This is a genomic window from Paraburkholderia sp. BR10872 (assembly GCF_040965835.1).
GTDB classification, from domain to species: Bacteria; Pseudomonadota; Gammaproteobacteria; order Burkholderiales; family Burkholderiaceae; genus Paraburkholderia; species Paraburkholderia nodosa_A.
Window position 1 is genome coordinate 62,310 of sequence record NZ_JBFRCN010000002.1, and the last position, 15,333, is coordinate 77,642.

At 63.7% G+C, this 15,333-nt stretch carries 15 protein-coding genes and 2 pseudogenes; 13 read left to right on the forward strand and 4 right to left on the reverse strand.

Translation table 11 applies throughout. The annotated features are described in order from the left end of the window. Nucleotides 1-18 precede the first annotated feature (18 nt). The gene (locus AB4Y43_RS02325) at nucleotides 19-2,229 is read right to left on the reverse strand and encodes a TonB-dependent siderophore receptor (protein WP_368726941.1); all 2,211 of its coding nucleotides are present in this window, start codon (nucleotides 2,227-2,229) and stop codon (nucleotides 19-21) included. A 350-nt stretch (nucleotides 2,230-2,579) separates the two neighbouring features. Between AB4Y43_RS02325 and AB4Y43_RS02330 the strand changes: the two genes are divergently transcribed. Continuing rightward, nucleotides 2,580-2,891: a hypothetical protein gene (locus tag AB4Y43_RS02330; RefSeq protein WP_342948895.1), complete on the forward strand. Its 312-nt coding sequence runs from the start codon at nucleotides 2,580-2,582 to the stop codon at nucleotides 2,889-2,891. Between the two features lie 129 nt (nucleotides 2,892-3,020). Here AB4Y43_RS02330 and AB4Y43_RS02335 read toward each other — a convergent pair whose 3' ends face one another. From AB4Y43_RS02335 to AB4Y43_RS02345, 3 genes and pseudogenes are all read right to left on the reverse strand, one after another. After that, nucleotides 3,021-3,503 carry a hypothetical protein gene (locus tag AB4Y43_RS02335; protein ID WP_368726942.1) on the reverse strand — a complete coding sequence of 161 codons (483 nt, stop codon included), beginning with the start codon at nucleotides 3,501-3,503 and terminating at the stop codon, nucleotides 3,021-3,023. 127 nt (nucleotides 3,504-3,630) lie between these two features. Beyond that, nucleotides 3,631-3,735: pseudogene (locus AB4Y43_RS02340) on the reverse strand (choloylglycine hydrolase); the annotation flags it as partial. A 151-nt stretch (nucleotides 3,736-3,886) separates the two neighbouring features. Continuing rightward, the gene (locus AB4Y43_RS02345) at nucleotides 3,887-4,312 is read right to left on the reverse strand and encodes a VOC family protein (protein ID WP_368726943.1); all 426 of its coding nucleotides are present in this window, start codon (nucleotides 4,310-4,312) and stop codon (nucleotides 3,887-3,889) included. A gap of 102 nt (nucleotides 4,313-4,414) precedes the next feature. Here AB4Y43_RS02345 and AB4Y43_RS02350 point away from each other — a divergent pair, with 102 nt between their 5' ends. From AB4Y43_RS02350 to AB4Y43_RS02405, 12 genes and pseudogenes are all read left to right on the forward strand, one after another. Further along, on the forward strand, nucleotides 4,415-5,308 hold the full coding sequence (locus tag AB4Y43_RS02350; RefSeq protein WP_368618666.1) for a LysR family transcriptional regulator: 894 nt from the start codon (nucleotides 4,415-4,417) through the stop codon (nucleotides 5,306-5,308). 95 nt (nucleotides 5,309-5,403) lie between these two features. After that, nucleotides 5,404-5,723 (forward strand): annotated as a pseudogene (locus AB4Y43_RS02355) (alpha/beta fold hydrolase); the annotation flags it as partial. A 134-nt stretch (nucleotides 5,724-5,857) separates the two neighbouring features. Then, nucleotides 5,858-6,979 carry an alanine racemase gene (gene alr / locus AB4Y43_RS02360; protein WP_368726944.1) on the forward strand — a complete coding sequence of 374 codons (1,122 nt, stop codon included), beginning with the start codon at nucleotides 5,858-5,860 and terminating at the stop codon, nucleotides 6,977-6,979. Nucleotides 6,980-7,118: 139 nt separating this feature from the next. Beyond that, entirely contained in the window at nucleotides 7,119-8,189 is a 1,071-nt protein-coding gene (locus AB4Y43_RS02365; RefSeq protein WP_368726945.1) for a fatty acid desaturase family protein, read from the forward strand. A gap of 43 nt (nucleotides 8,190-8,232) precedes the next feature. Next, complete coding sequence (locus AB4Y43_RS02370; protein WP_069263630.1) at nucleotides 8,233-8,541, forward strand: non-heme iron oxygenase ferredoxin subunit; 309 nt, start codon at nucleotides 8,233-8,235, stop codon at nucleotides 8,539-8,541. A gap of 177 nt (nucleotides 8,542-8,718) precedes the next feature. Continuing rightward, entirely contained in the window at nucleotides 8,719-9,951 is a 1,233-nt protein-coding gene (locus AB4Y43_RS02375) for a SpoIIE family protein phosphatase (RefSeq protein WP_368726946.1), read from the forward strand. A 14-nt stretch (nucleotides 9,952-9,965) separates the two neighbouring features. Beyond that, nucleotides 9,966-10,529: a SiaB family protein kinase gene (locus tag AB4Y43_RS02380; RefSeq protein WP_069263628.1), complete on the forward strand. Its 564-nt coding sequence runs from the start codon at nucleotides 9,966-9,968 to the stop codon at nucleotides 10,527-10,529. An 18-nt stretch (nucleotides 10,530-10,547) separates the two neighbouring features. Then, complete coding sequence (locus AB4Y43_RS02385; protein WP_368726947.1) at nucleotides 10,548-10,934, forward strand: DUF1987 domain-containing protein; 387 nt, start codon at nucleotides 10,548-10,550, stop codon at nucleotides 10,932-10,934. A gap of 49 nt (nucleotides 10,935-10,983) precedes the next feature. Then, nucleotides 10,984-11,697, forward strand: coding sequence for a GGDEF domain-containing protein (locus AB4Y43_RS02390; RefSeq protein ID WP_368602602.1), 714 nt, complete (start codon nucleotides 10,984-10,986; stop codon nucleotides 11,695-11,697). A gap of 143 nt (nucleotides 11,698-11,840) precedes the next feature. Continuing rightward, nucleotides 11,841-12,971, forward strand: a complete 1,131-nt coding sequence (locus AB4Y43_RS02395; RefSeq protein ID WP_342948903.1) for a patatin-like phospholipase family protein — start codon at nucleotides 11,841-11,843, stop codon at nucleotides 12,969-12,971. A gap of 228 nt (nucleotides 12,972-13,199) precedes the next feature. Continuing rightward, complete coding sequence (locus AB4Y43_RS02400) at nucleotides 13,200-13,991, forward strand: DeoR/GlpR family DNA-binding transcription regulator (RefSeq protein WP_368726948.1); 792 nt, start codon at nucleotides 13,200-13,202, stop codon at nucleotides 13,989-13,991. Further along, nucleotides 13,988-15,202: an MFS transporter gene (locus AB4Y43_RS02405; RefSeq protein ID WP_368726949.1), complete on the forward strand. Its 1,215-nt coding sequence runs from the start codon at nucleotides 13,988-13,990 to the stop codon at nucleotides 15,200-15,202. The genes AB4Y43_RS02400 and AB4Y43_RS02405 overlap by 4 nt, the downstream gene beginning before the upstream one ends. The last annotated feature ends 131 nt before the right edge of the window (nucleotides 15,203-15,333 follow it).

The window sequence follows — 15,333 nt, forward strand, 5'->3', positions numbered from 1 at the left end:
TTGAAGCGAATCGACCGTTTAGAAGTCGATCTTCGCATTGAGGCTGACCGTGCGCGGATCGCCCGGCGCGATGTAATCGGAATACTGGAACATCCAGTAACGGCGATTCGTGATGTTGTCGATGGCCGCGCGCAGCGTCACGTCGTGGCCGCCAATGCGGGTGAAATAGTTCGCGCCCACGTTCACGAGCATGTAGCCGCCCGTTTCGAGATTGTTGGCTGGGCGCACCTGCGTGCTGCCCGTGAACTTCGCATCCGCGCCAAGCTGCAGGCCTTGCACGTAAGGCACGTCGTAAGTCACGCGGCCCGCGGCGACGAAGGTCGGCGCGCCAGCCACACGATTGCCGTTGTACGACTGTCCCTTCGCGTACCACGTGTCGAGCAGCGTGACGCTGCCTGCGACCTGCCAGCTTCGGCCGAGCCGCACGCTCCCGGCCGCCTCGACACCTTCGTAAATCGAATTGCCGTCCTGCACGTAGACGTTGTCGGCGTTCGCGTAGGCCGCGCCGCGCTCGATGCGGAACAGGGCCGCCGTTGCGCTCCAGCGCTCGTGTTCGCTCTTGATGCCAATTTCATACTGACGCGAGCGCAGCGGACGCAGCATCGCGCCGCCGTTCGCGTAGATGCTGTCCACGATCGCGCCCTGCTCCAGCGCCTCGACGTAGCTCGCGTACAGCGTCGTGTTCGGCTCGAGCTTGTACATGAGCGCGAAGGTCGGCGTGAGCACGCCGTTCTGGCTGTACTGGGACGTCTTTTCGCCCGTGGTTGCGTAGTTGTTCTGACTATAGTTCGTGTAACGCAGGCCAGCGAGCACCGACCAGCGGCTCGTGATCTGCATCGTGTCGCTCACGAACGCCGAAGCCTGCGTGATGTCGCTCGTACGGTAGGTTTCGAGCCCGCCGCCCGAATAGAAGCGCCACGGGTTGGGCTGATACAGATTGCCGTTACCGAGCACCGTATAGATCGAGTTCAACGCGTAGTTGTTGGTCTGGTGCTGGTATGCGCCGCCAATCACGAGTTGATGCGTGAACGGCCCGGTCTTCACCTTGCCTTCGAACATGCCCTGCCAGTAAACGTCCTGATGGGCTTCGTCGCCGTTCCAGCGCGCGTCGGTGTAGTCGCCTGCCTGGTTGAGCAGCGTGAGCGTACTCTCGTTGCGGTCGCGCGCCGACTTGCTGTAGCTGCCCGAGGTGGTGAACGACCAGTCGGGCGTGATCTGGTAGCGCACGCCCGCCGTGTAGAGCTGCAGGTTGGTGTTGATGTGCTGGTCGGTGCCGCCGAGCAGGTTGCTGCCGCCGCTGATCACCGCGGGCAGGCTCGACGCCGTGTAGCTGCCCGTGTAGATCGCGGGCGTCTGGCCGCTGGAACGGATCGTCTGGTAGAGCGCGTTGAACCATACCTGCAGGTCGCGCGTGAGCTGGCCGTCGAGTGCGAGCGAAACCGAGTTGCGGTTGATATCGCCGGCGTTATAGGTCTTGCCCGCTTCCTTCGTGTAATTCAGGCGCGCGCCGAACATGTCGTCCGGGCCGAATCGGCGGCTCAGGTCGACGTGCGTGCTCAGCACGCCGTCCATGCGATAGCCCACGTCGAGGCTCGTGACCGGGTCCTTTTCCGGCCGCTTCGTCACGTAGTTGACGAGGCCGCCCGGCTGCGCGAACCCGTACATGAAGCCGCCCAGGCCCTTGAGCAGTTCCACGCGCTCCAGTTGCTCGTAGGGCATGGTGATGCCGTACGAGATGAACGGATTGCCGTCGATGCGAAAGCCGTTTTGCCAGTCCACCGGCAAACCGCGAATGGTGATGTAGGTGGCCCACGCGTTATAGGCGTTGCTGTTGTTGGTGACCGAGGCGTCGCCGGCAAACACATCGCCGAGCTTGTAGACCTGGCGCTCGGCCAGATTCTCGCCCGTCACGACCGTGGTCGAGAACGGCGTGTCGAGCTGCGAGCGCGTGCCGAGCGCGCCGCTGTTCACCGGCGTGTTCAGGTTCAGCGGCGAATCGGCGACCTGGCTTGCGCTCACCTTCACGGCGGGCAGCGCCTGCTCCGTGCCGGCCGTACCGGTTATGGCGGCTCGAGGCGGTACCTTCTGGGTTGTGCTTGCCGCGGCGCTGTCCTGCGTCGATGTTTGGGCGACAGCGGCCTGAGCCGTCGCGAAAGTAAGCCAGGCTGCAATATGCAACGGTCGCGGCAGCGTGCGTCGCGCTTGCCGCGCGTGTTCTCGGTTGTTCATGTCGTTTTGGAAGGGTCGTCTCGCCAGTGCTGGCCGGATACTTCAATGAGAAGCATTCTCATTTTCACTGGCGGGCGATATTAACAAACCCTTACGACTTTTCCTAGAACCCGCGACTCATTCGTCGGATTTGAGGGATTCCCTCGAAATAGTGCTCAAAACGGACGCCAGGCGGCCCGACCATGTCCATTTCGCGCAAGAATCACCGAAAATCGTCTGGATTGGACCGAAGTACGAAGGTAGCGCGCTCGCGCCCAGCTTGCTGCTGTGCGTAATGCCCGCGCCTGGAAATACGCTAAGTCGCGTCATAAAATACAGACCCAGTCAGTGCATTCACGTGGTGACCGCGTATGAGACACGCTACGTTCCCCGTGCTGATCGTTCTGGCTTCGGTCCCGGCCGCATGGGCCATGGGCTTCGCCGCAGCGAACGAAAACACGGATCTGCCCTCTCCCCAGAGCGTGGCGCCTGCCACGCTACATTGGCCTCCCGCCTCGCCCTCGTCCATCCCGCCGGGCATTTCGCGCGCCGCGTTGCATACGGGGCCCCAGAAAGACGACAAGTCGTATTTCGAAGCGCTCCCGGGCGGCGATAAAAAGCTCGACGATAACGGCGACGGCGCCCGCTTGCGCGGCGATCGTTTCCACTGGCAGCAGCCCTAGCGCCTGTTCACGCGATGTATGCTTGCGCCTGTTCAGCCCAGCACGCTTGCACTCTTACGATATTCAGCTTTCCTGATTATATTTGCCGGCCGCCAGAATGAACTGGCGGCTCTCTGCTGATGCGCGTGCTTACGCTTTCACAGCCGGCGCGTGCGGCGGTGCGACCGCTGGCGGTTGTCCCGATGCAGGCGCTGGCGCATGCCCCGGATAGACGACGATCACAGGCCCCGGCATTGCCCATGCGGGCACCGCGAACAGCACAGGCATCGGTGTGGGCATCGCGAATTCACCGCTGAATGCCGCCTGCTGGAGCTGCTGCATCTGAGCCTGCATGGCCCACATCCGCGTGGTCATCGCGCGCATCTGCTGCAGCGCCCACGCGGGCGGCGGTCCGCCGCTGCTCCTCTGAACCTGAATGCTACTGGCGCCGTTCGGGCTATGCCAGCTCCACGTGCTGATCTTGACCGGGCCAGCAGAAGTCTGGACCACATGGGTCTCGCCTTGAGCCGGAACGAGGTGGCCGTCGACGTTGACGAAAAGCGGCTGGGCCGTCAATGCGAGGGCCGGTGCGCACACCAGTGCGACCGCCGCCATAGCAGTGCGAAAACGCATCTCATCCTCCATTGTTCGAGCCTCCACGCGCGGTGTGCGCCGGGAGGCGTCTTTTACTATGTCGAGCGAGAATTAAAATTCGCTTAAAACGCGCCGGTGCCTTTGCATTGATCCACGATTAAGAATCCGTGCGCCAGATCGTCGACGAAAGATTCGGCATGTTGGGCGTGGTGATGCCGAGCGGCACGCTCACCGAGCGCATGAGGCTCATGACGCTCGCCACGCTGAGCAAGCTCGATCTCAAACCCGGCGCGCCCGTGATGAAGCTCACGATCGATTCGGGCCAGGTGTATTCAGGCGAGGTGGCGGGCAATGTCGTGGCGACACCGTCGTTCAAGTTCATGCCAGCGCCGGCGCCTTGATCGCCTCGCGACCCTTCACGCTTATTTGGCGAACAGCTGGCCGATGTCCTTGAAAGCCTTGAATTCGAGCGCGTTGCCGCATGGGTCGAGGAAGAACATCGTGGCTTGCTCGCCCACCTGCCCCTTGAAGCGCACGTAAGGTTCGATCACGAACTTCACGCCGAAGGTCTTGAGGCGCTCGGCCAGCGCCTCCCAGTCGCTCCAGCTCAGCACGACGCCGAAATGCGGCACCGGTACGTCGTGGCCGTCCACGGGGTTCGTGTGCGCATGGTCCTGCGAAGGCGTTTTCGGGTGCTCGTGAATCACGAGCTGGTGGCCGAAGAAGTCGAAGTCGACCCACTGCGCGCTGGAGCGCCCCTCTGCCAGCCCGAATACGCGGCCGTAGAAGTCGCGCGCGGCGGCGAGGTCATAAACGGGAATGGCGAGGTGAAAGGAGGAAAGCGACATGCGTGTCTCCACTGTCGTCGAAAGCGATCCCGCCATGGTAGACAGGCCAAATCAAAAACAAAATCAATATATAATTTTCCAATACACAAATATTATTGATGAATGATACGCGAACTCAGAACCCTCGTTGCGGTGGCGAGAGAAGGTACGTTCGCTGCGGCCGGACAGAAGATCGGCCTGACCCAGGCCGCCGTGAGCGCACAAATGCAGCGCCTCGAGGCGGAGCTGGGCTTCGCGCTGTTCGACCGAGAGGGGCGCAACGCGCGCCTGAACGCGATGGGCCAGCAGATCCTCGCCCAGGCGCAGGAAGTCATCCGCCTCTATGAAAACCTGAGTTCGAGCGCGGCGGGTCCCGCGGCGACAGAGCGCGTCACGCTCGGCGCAATCGCTTCCGTGCAGCGCGCGCTGGTGCCGGAGGCGCTTGGCGAATTCCACCGCCGCTGTGCCGGCTGCCGCACGCGTGTGATCCCCGGCGTTTCGATGGAGCTTCACAATCTCGTGGATGCGGGCGAAATCGACATGGCGGCCATCATCCGGCCACCCTTCGCACTGCAAAGCGATTTGCGGTGGACCACGCTCGCGCGCGAGCCGTTCCGGCTCATCGTGCCGCGCCATGTGAAAGGCCACGACTGGGCCGAACTGCTGGCGACGCAACCCTTCATCCGCTACGATCGGGCATCGTTTGGCGGACGCCAGGTAGACCGCTTCCTGCGCCGCATGCACTACACCGTGCAGGACCTGAGCGAACTCGACGAACTGGAAGCCATCGTCGGCCTCGTTGCGAACGGCGTGGGCGTCGCGCTGGTGCCGCAAACGTCGGCGTGGCGGCGCTGGCCTGCCAAAGTGCGCGCAATCGATCTCGGGCAGCACACGTTCCACCGCGACGTCGGCCTCGTGCATCGCGCGCCGGGCACGCTGAGCGACCCAGCGCGCCTGCTGATCCAGCTACTCGAATCGCGCGCCCGCGAGCAACAGCCAGCGGACGAGCCGCAATGAACCCATCATGCCTTGCAGGCCCACCGGAGAAACACACGTGAGCGCCCCCGAGATGCGTGACGAATTGCGGCTTCTCGAGCGCCGCGCGTACGGCGATGACGTCGGTCACGTCCGGCGGCATCGACTCCGCGGCGCTCGGCGCGCAAAACTGGCGCGCGGGCGACACGAGCGCCTTCCCGGAGTGGTTCGTCTCTTCCATACGGACCTTTCGAACCAGATCGCCAGCATCACCCAGCCGGCCCTGCTGCTTTGGGGCGACAACGATCCCTTGAGTCCCGTCGCCGTGGGCGAGCGGCTCAACGCCCTGCTCGCCAATTCCGCGCTGCACGTGGTGCGCGGCGGCGAGCACGATCTCGCGAGCGTCCACGCACAAGCGTTGGCGCCGCTCGTGGATACCCATTTGATGGCGGACTGACCGGATGCATGGCGGGGACGAGCGACAGTCGTTTCAACCAAATTCGTCGAAAAATACATTAAATATAACTGGACGAAAATCAATACGATTGCACAAACCACTAGACCGTCGCCGTCCAACCCACAGGAACGCCTATGCCGCGCCCCATCGTCGCCCGCATTCAACCCGACGCCATCCGTCACAACCTGCAGCTGGCGAAACAAAGTGCCGCCGGCTCGCGCGCCTTCGCCGTGATCAAGGCCAATGCGTACGGACACGGCATCGAGCGCATCTATCCGGCGCTCGCGGGCGCCGACGGCATCGCCCTGCTCGACCTCGATGAAGCCGTGCGCGTGCGCGAACTGGGCTGGACCAAACCCCTGCTGCTGCTCGAAGGCGTGTTCGAACCCGCCGACATCGAGCTGGCCGCAACGTACCGGCTCACTGTGGCCGTGCATTGCGACGAGCAACTCGATCTGCTCGCGGCAGCGAAGCCGCAGCATCCCATCGAAATCCAGCTGAAGATGAACTCGGGGATGAACCGCCTGGGTTTCCGTCCCCATGCGTATCGCGCCGCGTGGGAGCGCGCACGCGCGATTCCGTCGATCGGCGCGATCGGCCTCATGACGCACTTCGCGAACGCCGACGACGGCCACATCGACTGGCAGCTCGACACCTTCGACGCGGTGGTGCAAGACCTTCCCGGCGAGCAGTCGGTGTCGAATTCGGCAGGCGTGCTCTGGCACCCGCGCGCGCATCGCGACTGGGTGCGCCCCGGCACGATCCTTTATGGCGCGTCGCCCACGGGCGTGGCGCGGCACGTGGAAGGCTTCGGCCTGCGCGCGGCCATGACGCTCACGAGCCGCATCATCGGCGTGCAAACGCTCGCGCCGCAGGAAACCATCGGCTATGGCCGCACCTTCGAGGTCGACCGGCCCATGCGCGTCGGCGTGGTGGCGTGCGGCTATGCGGACGGGTATCCGCGCCACGCGCCCACCGGCACGCCGATTGCCGTGGATGGCGTACGCACGCGCGTGGTCGGGCGCGTCTCGATGGACATGCTGACGGTCGATCTCACGCCGTGCCCGCAAGCGGGAATCGGTTCGAGCGTCGAACTGTGGGGCGACCACGTGCGCGTCGACGAGGTGGCCGAAGCGTCGGGCACCATCGGCTATGAGTTGATGTGCGCCCTCGCGCTGCGCGTGCCGGTGGTCGTGGCCGACGGCGCGGATACGTCCCGCGCAGCGCGAACGAGCGGCGAGCGCGCAGCAGCCTGACGCCGCCGAAAAAGCTCGCTGACGAAATTTCGTCAACTTCCGGTTGAGCCCCGGCCTTGCGTCACCTATTTTTGTGTTGACACGCGCAGCGCACCGCACGCCGCACGCCGCGCGCTGCCAACACTTCAAGGAGACACTCGTGGCCGACCAGGAGACTCACGCCTACGCGCCGCATCATGCGGACTACCGGCTCATCGGCGGTGCAGGCGAACGCGCGCGCGCAGCGGGCCTCGTCAACGCGGACTGGTACCGGTGCGCCGTGCCGCGCCCCGTGATGAAGCAGTTGATGCAGCGCAGCGACGCGCGCGCCATACGCGACACCGTGATCTGGTATGCGGCCATCGTCGCGAGCGGCGCGCTCGCCGGGTTCCTCTGGCACGCGCATTCGTGGTGGGCCGTACCCGCGTTTCTCCTCTACGGCACGCTCTATTGCAGTCCCGCCGATTCGCGCTGGCACGAAGCGGGTCACGGCACCGCATTCAAAACGCGCTGGATGAACGACGCGCTCTATCAGATCGCTTCGTTCCAGGTATTCCGCTGCGCGACGATCTGGCGTTGGAGCCACGCGCGCCATCACACCGACACGCTGGTGGTGGGCCGCGATCCCGAGATCGCCGCGCCGCGCCCCACCGACTGGCTCTCGCTCGCCCTCAACATCTTCGCGCTCAAGCACGCCTCGCGCGAGTTGCCGCGCATGATCTCCGCTGCGTGCGGACGCCTCGGCGAGGAAGAACAAAGCTTCGTGCCCGCCTCTGAATGGCCCAAGGCCATTCGCGAAGCGCGCCTGAGCCTGCTCGTGTACGCAATCGCGATTGGCGCCTGCATCGGCTTTCGCACCATCCTGCCGCTGCTTTATATCGGCCTGCCGAGCCTCTACGGCGCGTGGCTTTATCTCTACTTCGGCCTCACGCAGCACGCCGGCATGCCCGAGAACGTGCTCGACCACCGGCGCAACTGCCGCACGGTGATGATGAATCCCGTATTCCGCTTTCTCTACTGGAACATGAATTATCACGTCGAGCATCACATGTTTCCGATGGTTCCTTTTCACGCGCTGCCGCGCCTGCACGAAGTCGTGAAAACGGACATGCCGCCGCCTTATCGCAGCAGCCTTGCCGCCTACGCGGAAATCATTCCCGCGCTCGTGCGGCAAACACGCGACCCCTACTATCACGTGGCGCGCCCGCTACCGGGCCACGCCGAAGCCTGAGCCGTTGCGCACACAACGTTCAATATCAATCTGGAGACACTTCATGGCCCAATGGATCGACGCAGCCGCACTGGACGATATCGAAGACGAAGACGTCATGCGCTTCGACCACGGCGGACGCACCTTTGCGATCTACCGCGTGGAAGATCAGGTCTACGCGAGCGACGGGCTCTGCACACATGAACATGTGCACCTGAGCGACGGGCTCGTCATGGGCCATGTGATCGAATGTCCGAAGCACAATGGCCGTTTCGACGTGCGCGACGGCAAGCCGCTTTGTGCACCGGTATGTGAGAAGCTCGCCACGTACCCGGCCAGGGTCGAAGACGGACGAATTTATATTGAAGTGTGATGCACCGAAACCTTGCAAAAGGAAGCGAAAAAAACGCGCAAACGTTAGCGTGGCACTCACCGATCATTATGGTGTATTAAACAAGCCAACTTAGGCGCTTACTCTCGTCCATGTAACGAGAATGTCATAAATAGCCATTAGCGTGCTGATTCTCCATATTAATCGGAACGGATAGTCATGCACCCCGCGCTCGCGCAGTTTCGTCGTCCGGGTCTTCCCGTAGGCCCGCGCAGCGCCGGAGAACTGGCTCTGGAAGTGCCCGCCATCGACGCTTCGGATTCGAATTCTCTCGTCATGGAGATTTTCTATTCGAGGCGCGACATGGCCAGTCTCGCGGTGATCGAAAACGATCGCCCCATCGGGCTCATCAACCGCGATATTTTCATGTCGCAAATGAGCAAGCCGTTTCATCGCGAGCTATACGACAAGAAGAGCTGCATCGCGTTCATGGACAAGGAACCATTGATCGTCGACGCGGCCATGAGCATCGAGGCCCTCACGTTCAAAACCGTTGAAGTCGGCGAAAAGGCGCTGGTCGACGGTTTCATCGTGACGCGCGAAGGCCGCTTCGCTGGCGTGGGCAACGGCTTGCGCCTGCTGTCCATCGTCGCGGAGATGCAGGCGGAAAAGAATCGGCAGATCATGCAGAGCATTGAGTATGCGAGCGTGATCCAGCAAGCCATGCTGCGCGCCTCGCGCGAGACGCTTGCGACCATGTTGCCCGATGCCGCGCTCGTCTGGGAACCGCGCGACGTGGTGGGCGGCGACTTCTACCATTTCGCTGCGTTCGCCGACGGCTGGTTCGGCGCGGTGGCCGATTGCACGGGACACGGCGTGCCCGGTGCGTTCATGACCTTGCTCGCCTCGGCGTCGCTCTCGCAGGCCCTCGAGCAGATCGGCCCGCGCAACCCCTCCGCGCTGCTGGCAGCCGTCAATCGCAATGTGAAGGGCCTGCTCGGTCAAATCAACGGCACGGGCGACGCCCCGCAGTCCAACGACGGCCTGGACGCCGCGTTCTTCTGGTTCGACGCCGCCAGCCAGGTGCTCCACTTTGCAGGTGCGCGCGTCGCGCTGCATGTCTTGCGTGCGGACGCTCAACAGTTCGAAAGCATAGCCGGCGACCGCATGGGCGTGGGCTATGTCGACAGCCTCGCCGATTACACGTGGACCCAGCACGCCATAGCTTTGCCGCACGGCAGCCTGCTGTTCGTTTCCACCGATGGCCTGACCGATCAGATTGGCGGTCCGCGAAAAATCGCCTTCGGCAAACGCCGAACGCTCGACCGGATTCTCGCCGAGCGCGAGCACGCTTCTTCTTTCATCTGCGCGCGCTTGCTCGAAACCTTTGCCGAATGGCAAGGCTCGCAAGCGCGCCGTGACGATGTCACGCTTTTCTTCGCACGAGTTTGAGGTAGTTCACCAATATGTCTGGAATTCTGGATCAAAACTGCTGCTTCTTCGAAATCGCACAGAAGCGCAGTTTGCTCTTCTATCACAAAGGCTATTTCTCGCACAGCATCGTCGCGGCGATGAGCGAGGTCGTCAAGCTGCAACTGGAAGTGGCGGGACTGAGCTCGTCCACGCGCAGAAAGATCTTCTCCTCGTTCATCGAGCTTTCGCACAATATCGTGCACTACTCGTGCGAGGCGCTATCGGAAGACCAAGGCCAGGGCGGCGCAATACGCGAAGGCGCGATGTGCATTTCCGCCGAAGGCGAGCGCCACCTCATGGTATGCGTGAATCCCATCGCCACGGCGGCCGTGGACGACTTGCGCAAGAAGCTGGAGCCGCTGCGCAACATGTCGATCGAAGAAATCAAGCAGGCCTACAAGATGTCGCTGCGCGCCGACACGCCTGCCGATAGCAAAGGCGCGGGACTGGGTTTTCTGACGATGGCGCGCGACGCCAGTGCGCCGCTCGAATTCGCGTTTCATCCACGCGAAGACGATACGGGCACCACACTGTTTTGCCTCAAGACCATCATCTGACCAGGGCACGCGTACATAATGGAAAACCTTTTTATCGCCGCCGCGGCAACGTCGCCGGAAATCGACTTCCGCTTCGACGAAAACGTGCTGTCACTGCGAGGCGAATCGTATCCCGAGAATGCCGCCGCGTTTTATGCGCCGATCATCGAGCGGCTCAATCTCTGGCTCAAGGATTGCAAAAACGCCGCGATCACGGTCGAGGTCACGCTCACCTACTTCAACAGCTCGAGCACGAAAATGCTGTTCAGCGTGTTCGACGCCCTGGATCACGCCGCGGCGGCGGGCAACCAGGTGCAGGTGAACTGGTACCGCGACGAAGAAGACGAAACGATCCTCGAATTCGGCGAGGAACTGCAAACCGACTTCACCGCAATCAAGTTCAATGATTGCCCGGTTGCAACGTGAGGATGCTTTGAGGACGACGCGCGTGGAAACGACTGGCTTGCGGGACGCAATGAAGGATCACTACCTCGACCTGTTCCGCAGCGAAAGCGAGGCGCTGGAGCGGGCCCGGATGATTGCCGAGGCTCCGGAGGCGTACGCGCACAGTCATCGCGAGGCGCTCATCGAGCTGATCCATCACTACGAGCGCCTGATGCGCGAAACGCGCCGCCTGATCGGGCGCAGCGATCGCGCCGAGCGCGAAATGCAGGCGCTCACGCAGCAACTGCAATATCGCGCGACGCACGACGCGCTGACCGGCGTGCTCAATCGCAGCGCCGTGATCGAACGCACGGTGAAGGCGCTGCGCGCGAATCGGGCGGTGATGATCCTGCTCGACATCGACGACTTCAAGAAGGTCAACGACGACTTCGGGCACCCGGCCGGCGACAGCGTGATCTCGGGCATCGTGAACTGCCTGCGCCGCATTCTCGGCGAGACCGGCATCATCGGACGCGTGGGCGGCGAAGAGTTCACGGTCGTCTTGCCGGGCTTCGACATCGCCGATGCCTTGCAACTCGCCGAGCGTATGCGCGAAGCGATTGCGAATCACGCGTTCCCGGCGCCGGTGTGTCGCGCCATTACCGCCAGTTTCGGTGTCAGCGACAATCCGGCCGGCACCGATTTCGACACGGCATACGGACTCGCCGATTCCGCGTTGTACACCGCCAAGCGCGGCGGCCGCAACTGCGTGACGTTCGAAGGGCAAATCGCCTCGGCAGGTTGAGGGACGGCGGCCGGTTGGGCCGTTGCCACGCAACGCTCGTCTTTTCCGAACGCCACTACAATGGTGCGGAGAAAACGGCGACGCGTATGAAGAATGCAGGTCACGAAAACGCGCGTCGGTCGAGCAAAACAGCGAGGCGATCGATGACAGCGAAGCAGCCGGCAAGCCTGGCATTGCCAGGGCAAGTCGTACTCGTATTGCAGGGTGGCGGTGCATTGGGCGCCTATCAACTCGGCGTGTATGAGGCGATGCACGAAGCCGGCATCCATGTCGACTGGGTGATCGGCACTTCCATTGGCGCCATCAACGCTGCATTGATCGTCGGAAACGCTCCCGAGCACCGCTTCGAGCGTCTGGACGAATTCTGGCATCGCGTCACGGACCGCACCCGCCTCGACGTGGCAGCAACGTGGCCTGGCTTCGCGCCCGGCTGGGACAAGACGTTTGCAAAGCTGATGATCATCGGCGGCGGCATTGCCGGGTTCTTTCAGCCCAACCCGGTATCGTGGTTCGGTCCGCTCGCACATCTCGGCGTCGATCGCGCGTCTTACTACAGGATCGCCCCGCTGCGCGACACGCTCGTTTCCCTGGTCGACTTCGAATTGCTGAACGCCGGGCACCCGCGCCTTACCGTGGGCGCGGTAAACGCCCGCACGGGCGCGATGCGCTATTTCGATTCGCGCGACCAGCGCCTGAATGTCGAACACGTCATGAGCTCGGGCGCACTGCCGCCCGCGTTCCCGGCGGTGCGCATCGACGGCGAGCCGTACTGGGACGGCGGCATCTACTCCAACACGCCGGTCGAGGTCGTGCTGGACGACAAGCCGCGCCACAGCTCGGTGATCTTCTCGGTGCAGGTGTGGAATCCAGCGGGCCCCGAACCGCAAAGCATCTGGCAGATCGCAGAACGGCAAAAGGACATTCAATACGCGAGCCGCACCGAAAGCCATATCGCGCGCCAGCAGCAGATCCACCGCTTGCGCCACGTGATCCGCGAACTGGCGAAGCGCGTGCCCGCTGACGAGCGCGACGCACTCGATGTGAAGGAGCTGGCGGCATGGGGCTGCGAGACCACCATGCGGCTCATCAAGCTCGCGGCGCCACGACTCGACGGCGACGACCAGTTGAAGGATATCGACTTCACGCCGTCCGGCATTGCCGCGCGCCGGCGCGCGGGCTACGAAGCCGCCATGCGCGCGATCGACGCAAGACCCTGGGATGCCCCGATGGACCCGATAGAAGGCCTCAGCGTCTACAGCGCGGATGAAGAATAAAAGAAAGCGATAGAGCACGAAGCCATAGCGCCCCACTCTGGCGTGGTTTTCCGCGTTGCGCCGAGCCCGAGATATATATCCTGCCGACCACCCCCTTGATCGGGTGCGTGAAGCGATGCGCGCCGCACACTCCGCTGTCGGTTGCATCCATTTCCCGTTTACGATACTTTATGCTCGTTTTTGCTCGATTTGACGAGCAAGCCAACGAGCAAGCGGGAACCGAAACCCATGCAACGAACACGGCTGGAGGCCAGTGAAGGCCTGCTCCCCGACGAGCGCGAGCGCCTGATCCTCGAAACACTGCGCGCCGAGGGCCGCGTGCTGGCCACCGAACTCGCCGCGCAGTTCGACACCTCGGAGCACACGATCCGGCGCCATTTGCGCGACCTCGCCGAAGCGGGGCATTGCAAGCGCGTGTATGGCGGAGCGCTGCTCATCTCGCCCGCCAACAAACCCGCCTCCGTGCGCATGCGCGAGCAACTGCCCGCCAAGGCGCGCCTTGCGCGCGCCGCCGCCGCACTCGTCAAGCCGAACCAGGTGATCCTGCTCGACGCGGGCTCCACGAACGTCGAGATCGCTGCGGCCCTGCCCGAGAACGCCGGCCTCACGGTCGTCACCACTTCGCCCCAGGCTTGCGTGCGCCTGCTCGAGCGCCCGGGCATCGAAGTCATTCTGATCGGCGGGCGTGTGAGCGCACAGGCCGCGGGCGCGCTGGGCGCGACGGCGCTCGTGCAGATTCAGCAGATCAAGGCCGATCTCTGCTTTCTCGGCGCGTGCGCGCTCGATCCGTCCGAAGGCATCGCGGCCTTCGATGCAGAGGATGCCGAAATGAAGCGCGCGATGGTCGCGGCAAGCGGCCAGATCGCGGCAGCAGTCACCACGGAAAAGCTCATGACATCCGCGCCCTTCGTCATCGCGCCGTGCGCCTCGCTCGACTATCTGGTCGTCGATGCTGATGTGCCGAAGCTCCATCTGAAACAGCTGAAAGCCGCATGCGGCGACGTGACGGTAGCGCGATGAGGCCCCTGCGCGAACGCTACGCCACCACGGCGGTCTTTCTGGCGAACGGCTTCGGCATTGGCGCGTGGGCCGTCGAGGTGCCGCGTGTGAAGGACAAGCTGCTCCTTGGCGACTCCCTGCTTGGCGTCGCTCTGTTTGCCTTCGCGCTCGGCGCCATCGTCGCCATGCCGCTTGCGGGGCGTCTCGCGCCGAAGTTCGGCAGTGGCCGCGCGACCGCCCTGCTCGGCGTGCTGTTCGTCGCCGCGTTTCCCTTGCCTGCGCTCGCGCCCAACGCGGCGCTGCTGTGCGCCGCGTTGCTGCTGCTCGGCGCGCTCAATGGCGCGCTCGACGTTTCCATGAACGGCCATGCCAGCGCAATCGAAAAAATCTGGCATGCGCCCATCATGTCGTCGTTTCACGCGGCCTGGAGCGCGGGCGGTCTGGCGGGCGCGGCCGTTGGCACGGTGCTGCAGAAAGCAGGATTCGGTGTGCTGAGCGGGCTTGCGCTGCCCGCCATTCCCATCGCCGTGCTGATCGTCGGCGCGGCGCTGTTCTCGCTGCGCGACGTAGGCACGCGCCCGCAGGCTGCGTCGAGCGGCGGTTTCGCGTTGCCGCAGGCGGGCGTCGTCAAGCTCGCCGCGCTCGCGTTCCTGTGCATGATGACCGAGGGCGCCATTGCCGACTGGAGCGCCGTGTACCTGCGCACCGCCTTGCCCGCTCATGCGGATAGCGCGGGCATCGGCTATACGTCGTTCGCGTTCGCGATGGCGGCCTGCCGCGTGGGGGGCGACGCGTTCGTACGGCGGCTGGGCGCGGTGCGCGTGGTCGCGCTGGGCGGCCTGCTTTCGGCTGCTGGCCTTGCCGCCGTGCTCGCTGCGCCGGCGCTCGCCACAGCAGTGGCAGGGTTCATCTGCGTCGGCATTGGGCTCGCCAACGTGGTGCCGGTGATCTTCAGCGCGGCCGGGCGTACGACCGATCCGCCCGTGACCGGCGTGTCGATGGCGGCGACTGCGGGTTATGCGGGCTTTCTCGTGGGACCGCCGATCATCGGCTTCGGTGCGGGGCTGGTGGGGCTGCAGCTCGCGCTCGGGGTGCTGGTGCTCGCGACGCTCGCGGTGTGCTTTGCGGGTAGTCGTGCGGTTCGCGATGTCGATGCGTCGCGCGGCGAATCGGCAACGCATGCGCCGGTGCGCAAAGATTCGCGCGACGCCGATCGTATCGAGGCGGACTGAGCTGCCTTCGCCCGGCGCATCGAATATCACTGACAAGATGCGGATATCTCCACGCAATCGCCCTGCGTAGCGCATCTCCCCAATGGATTTCGTCAGGAAAGGATTCGGCCGGTCGGCCTGGTACTGCTTCC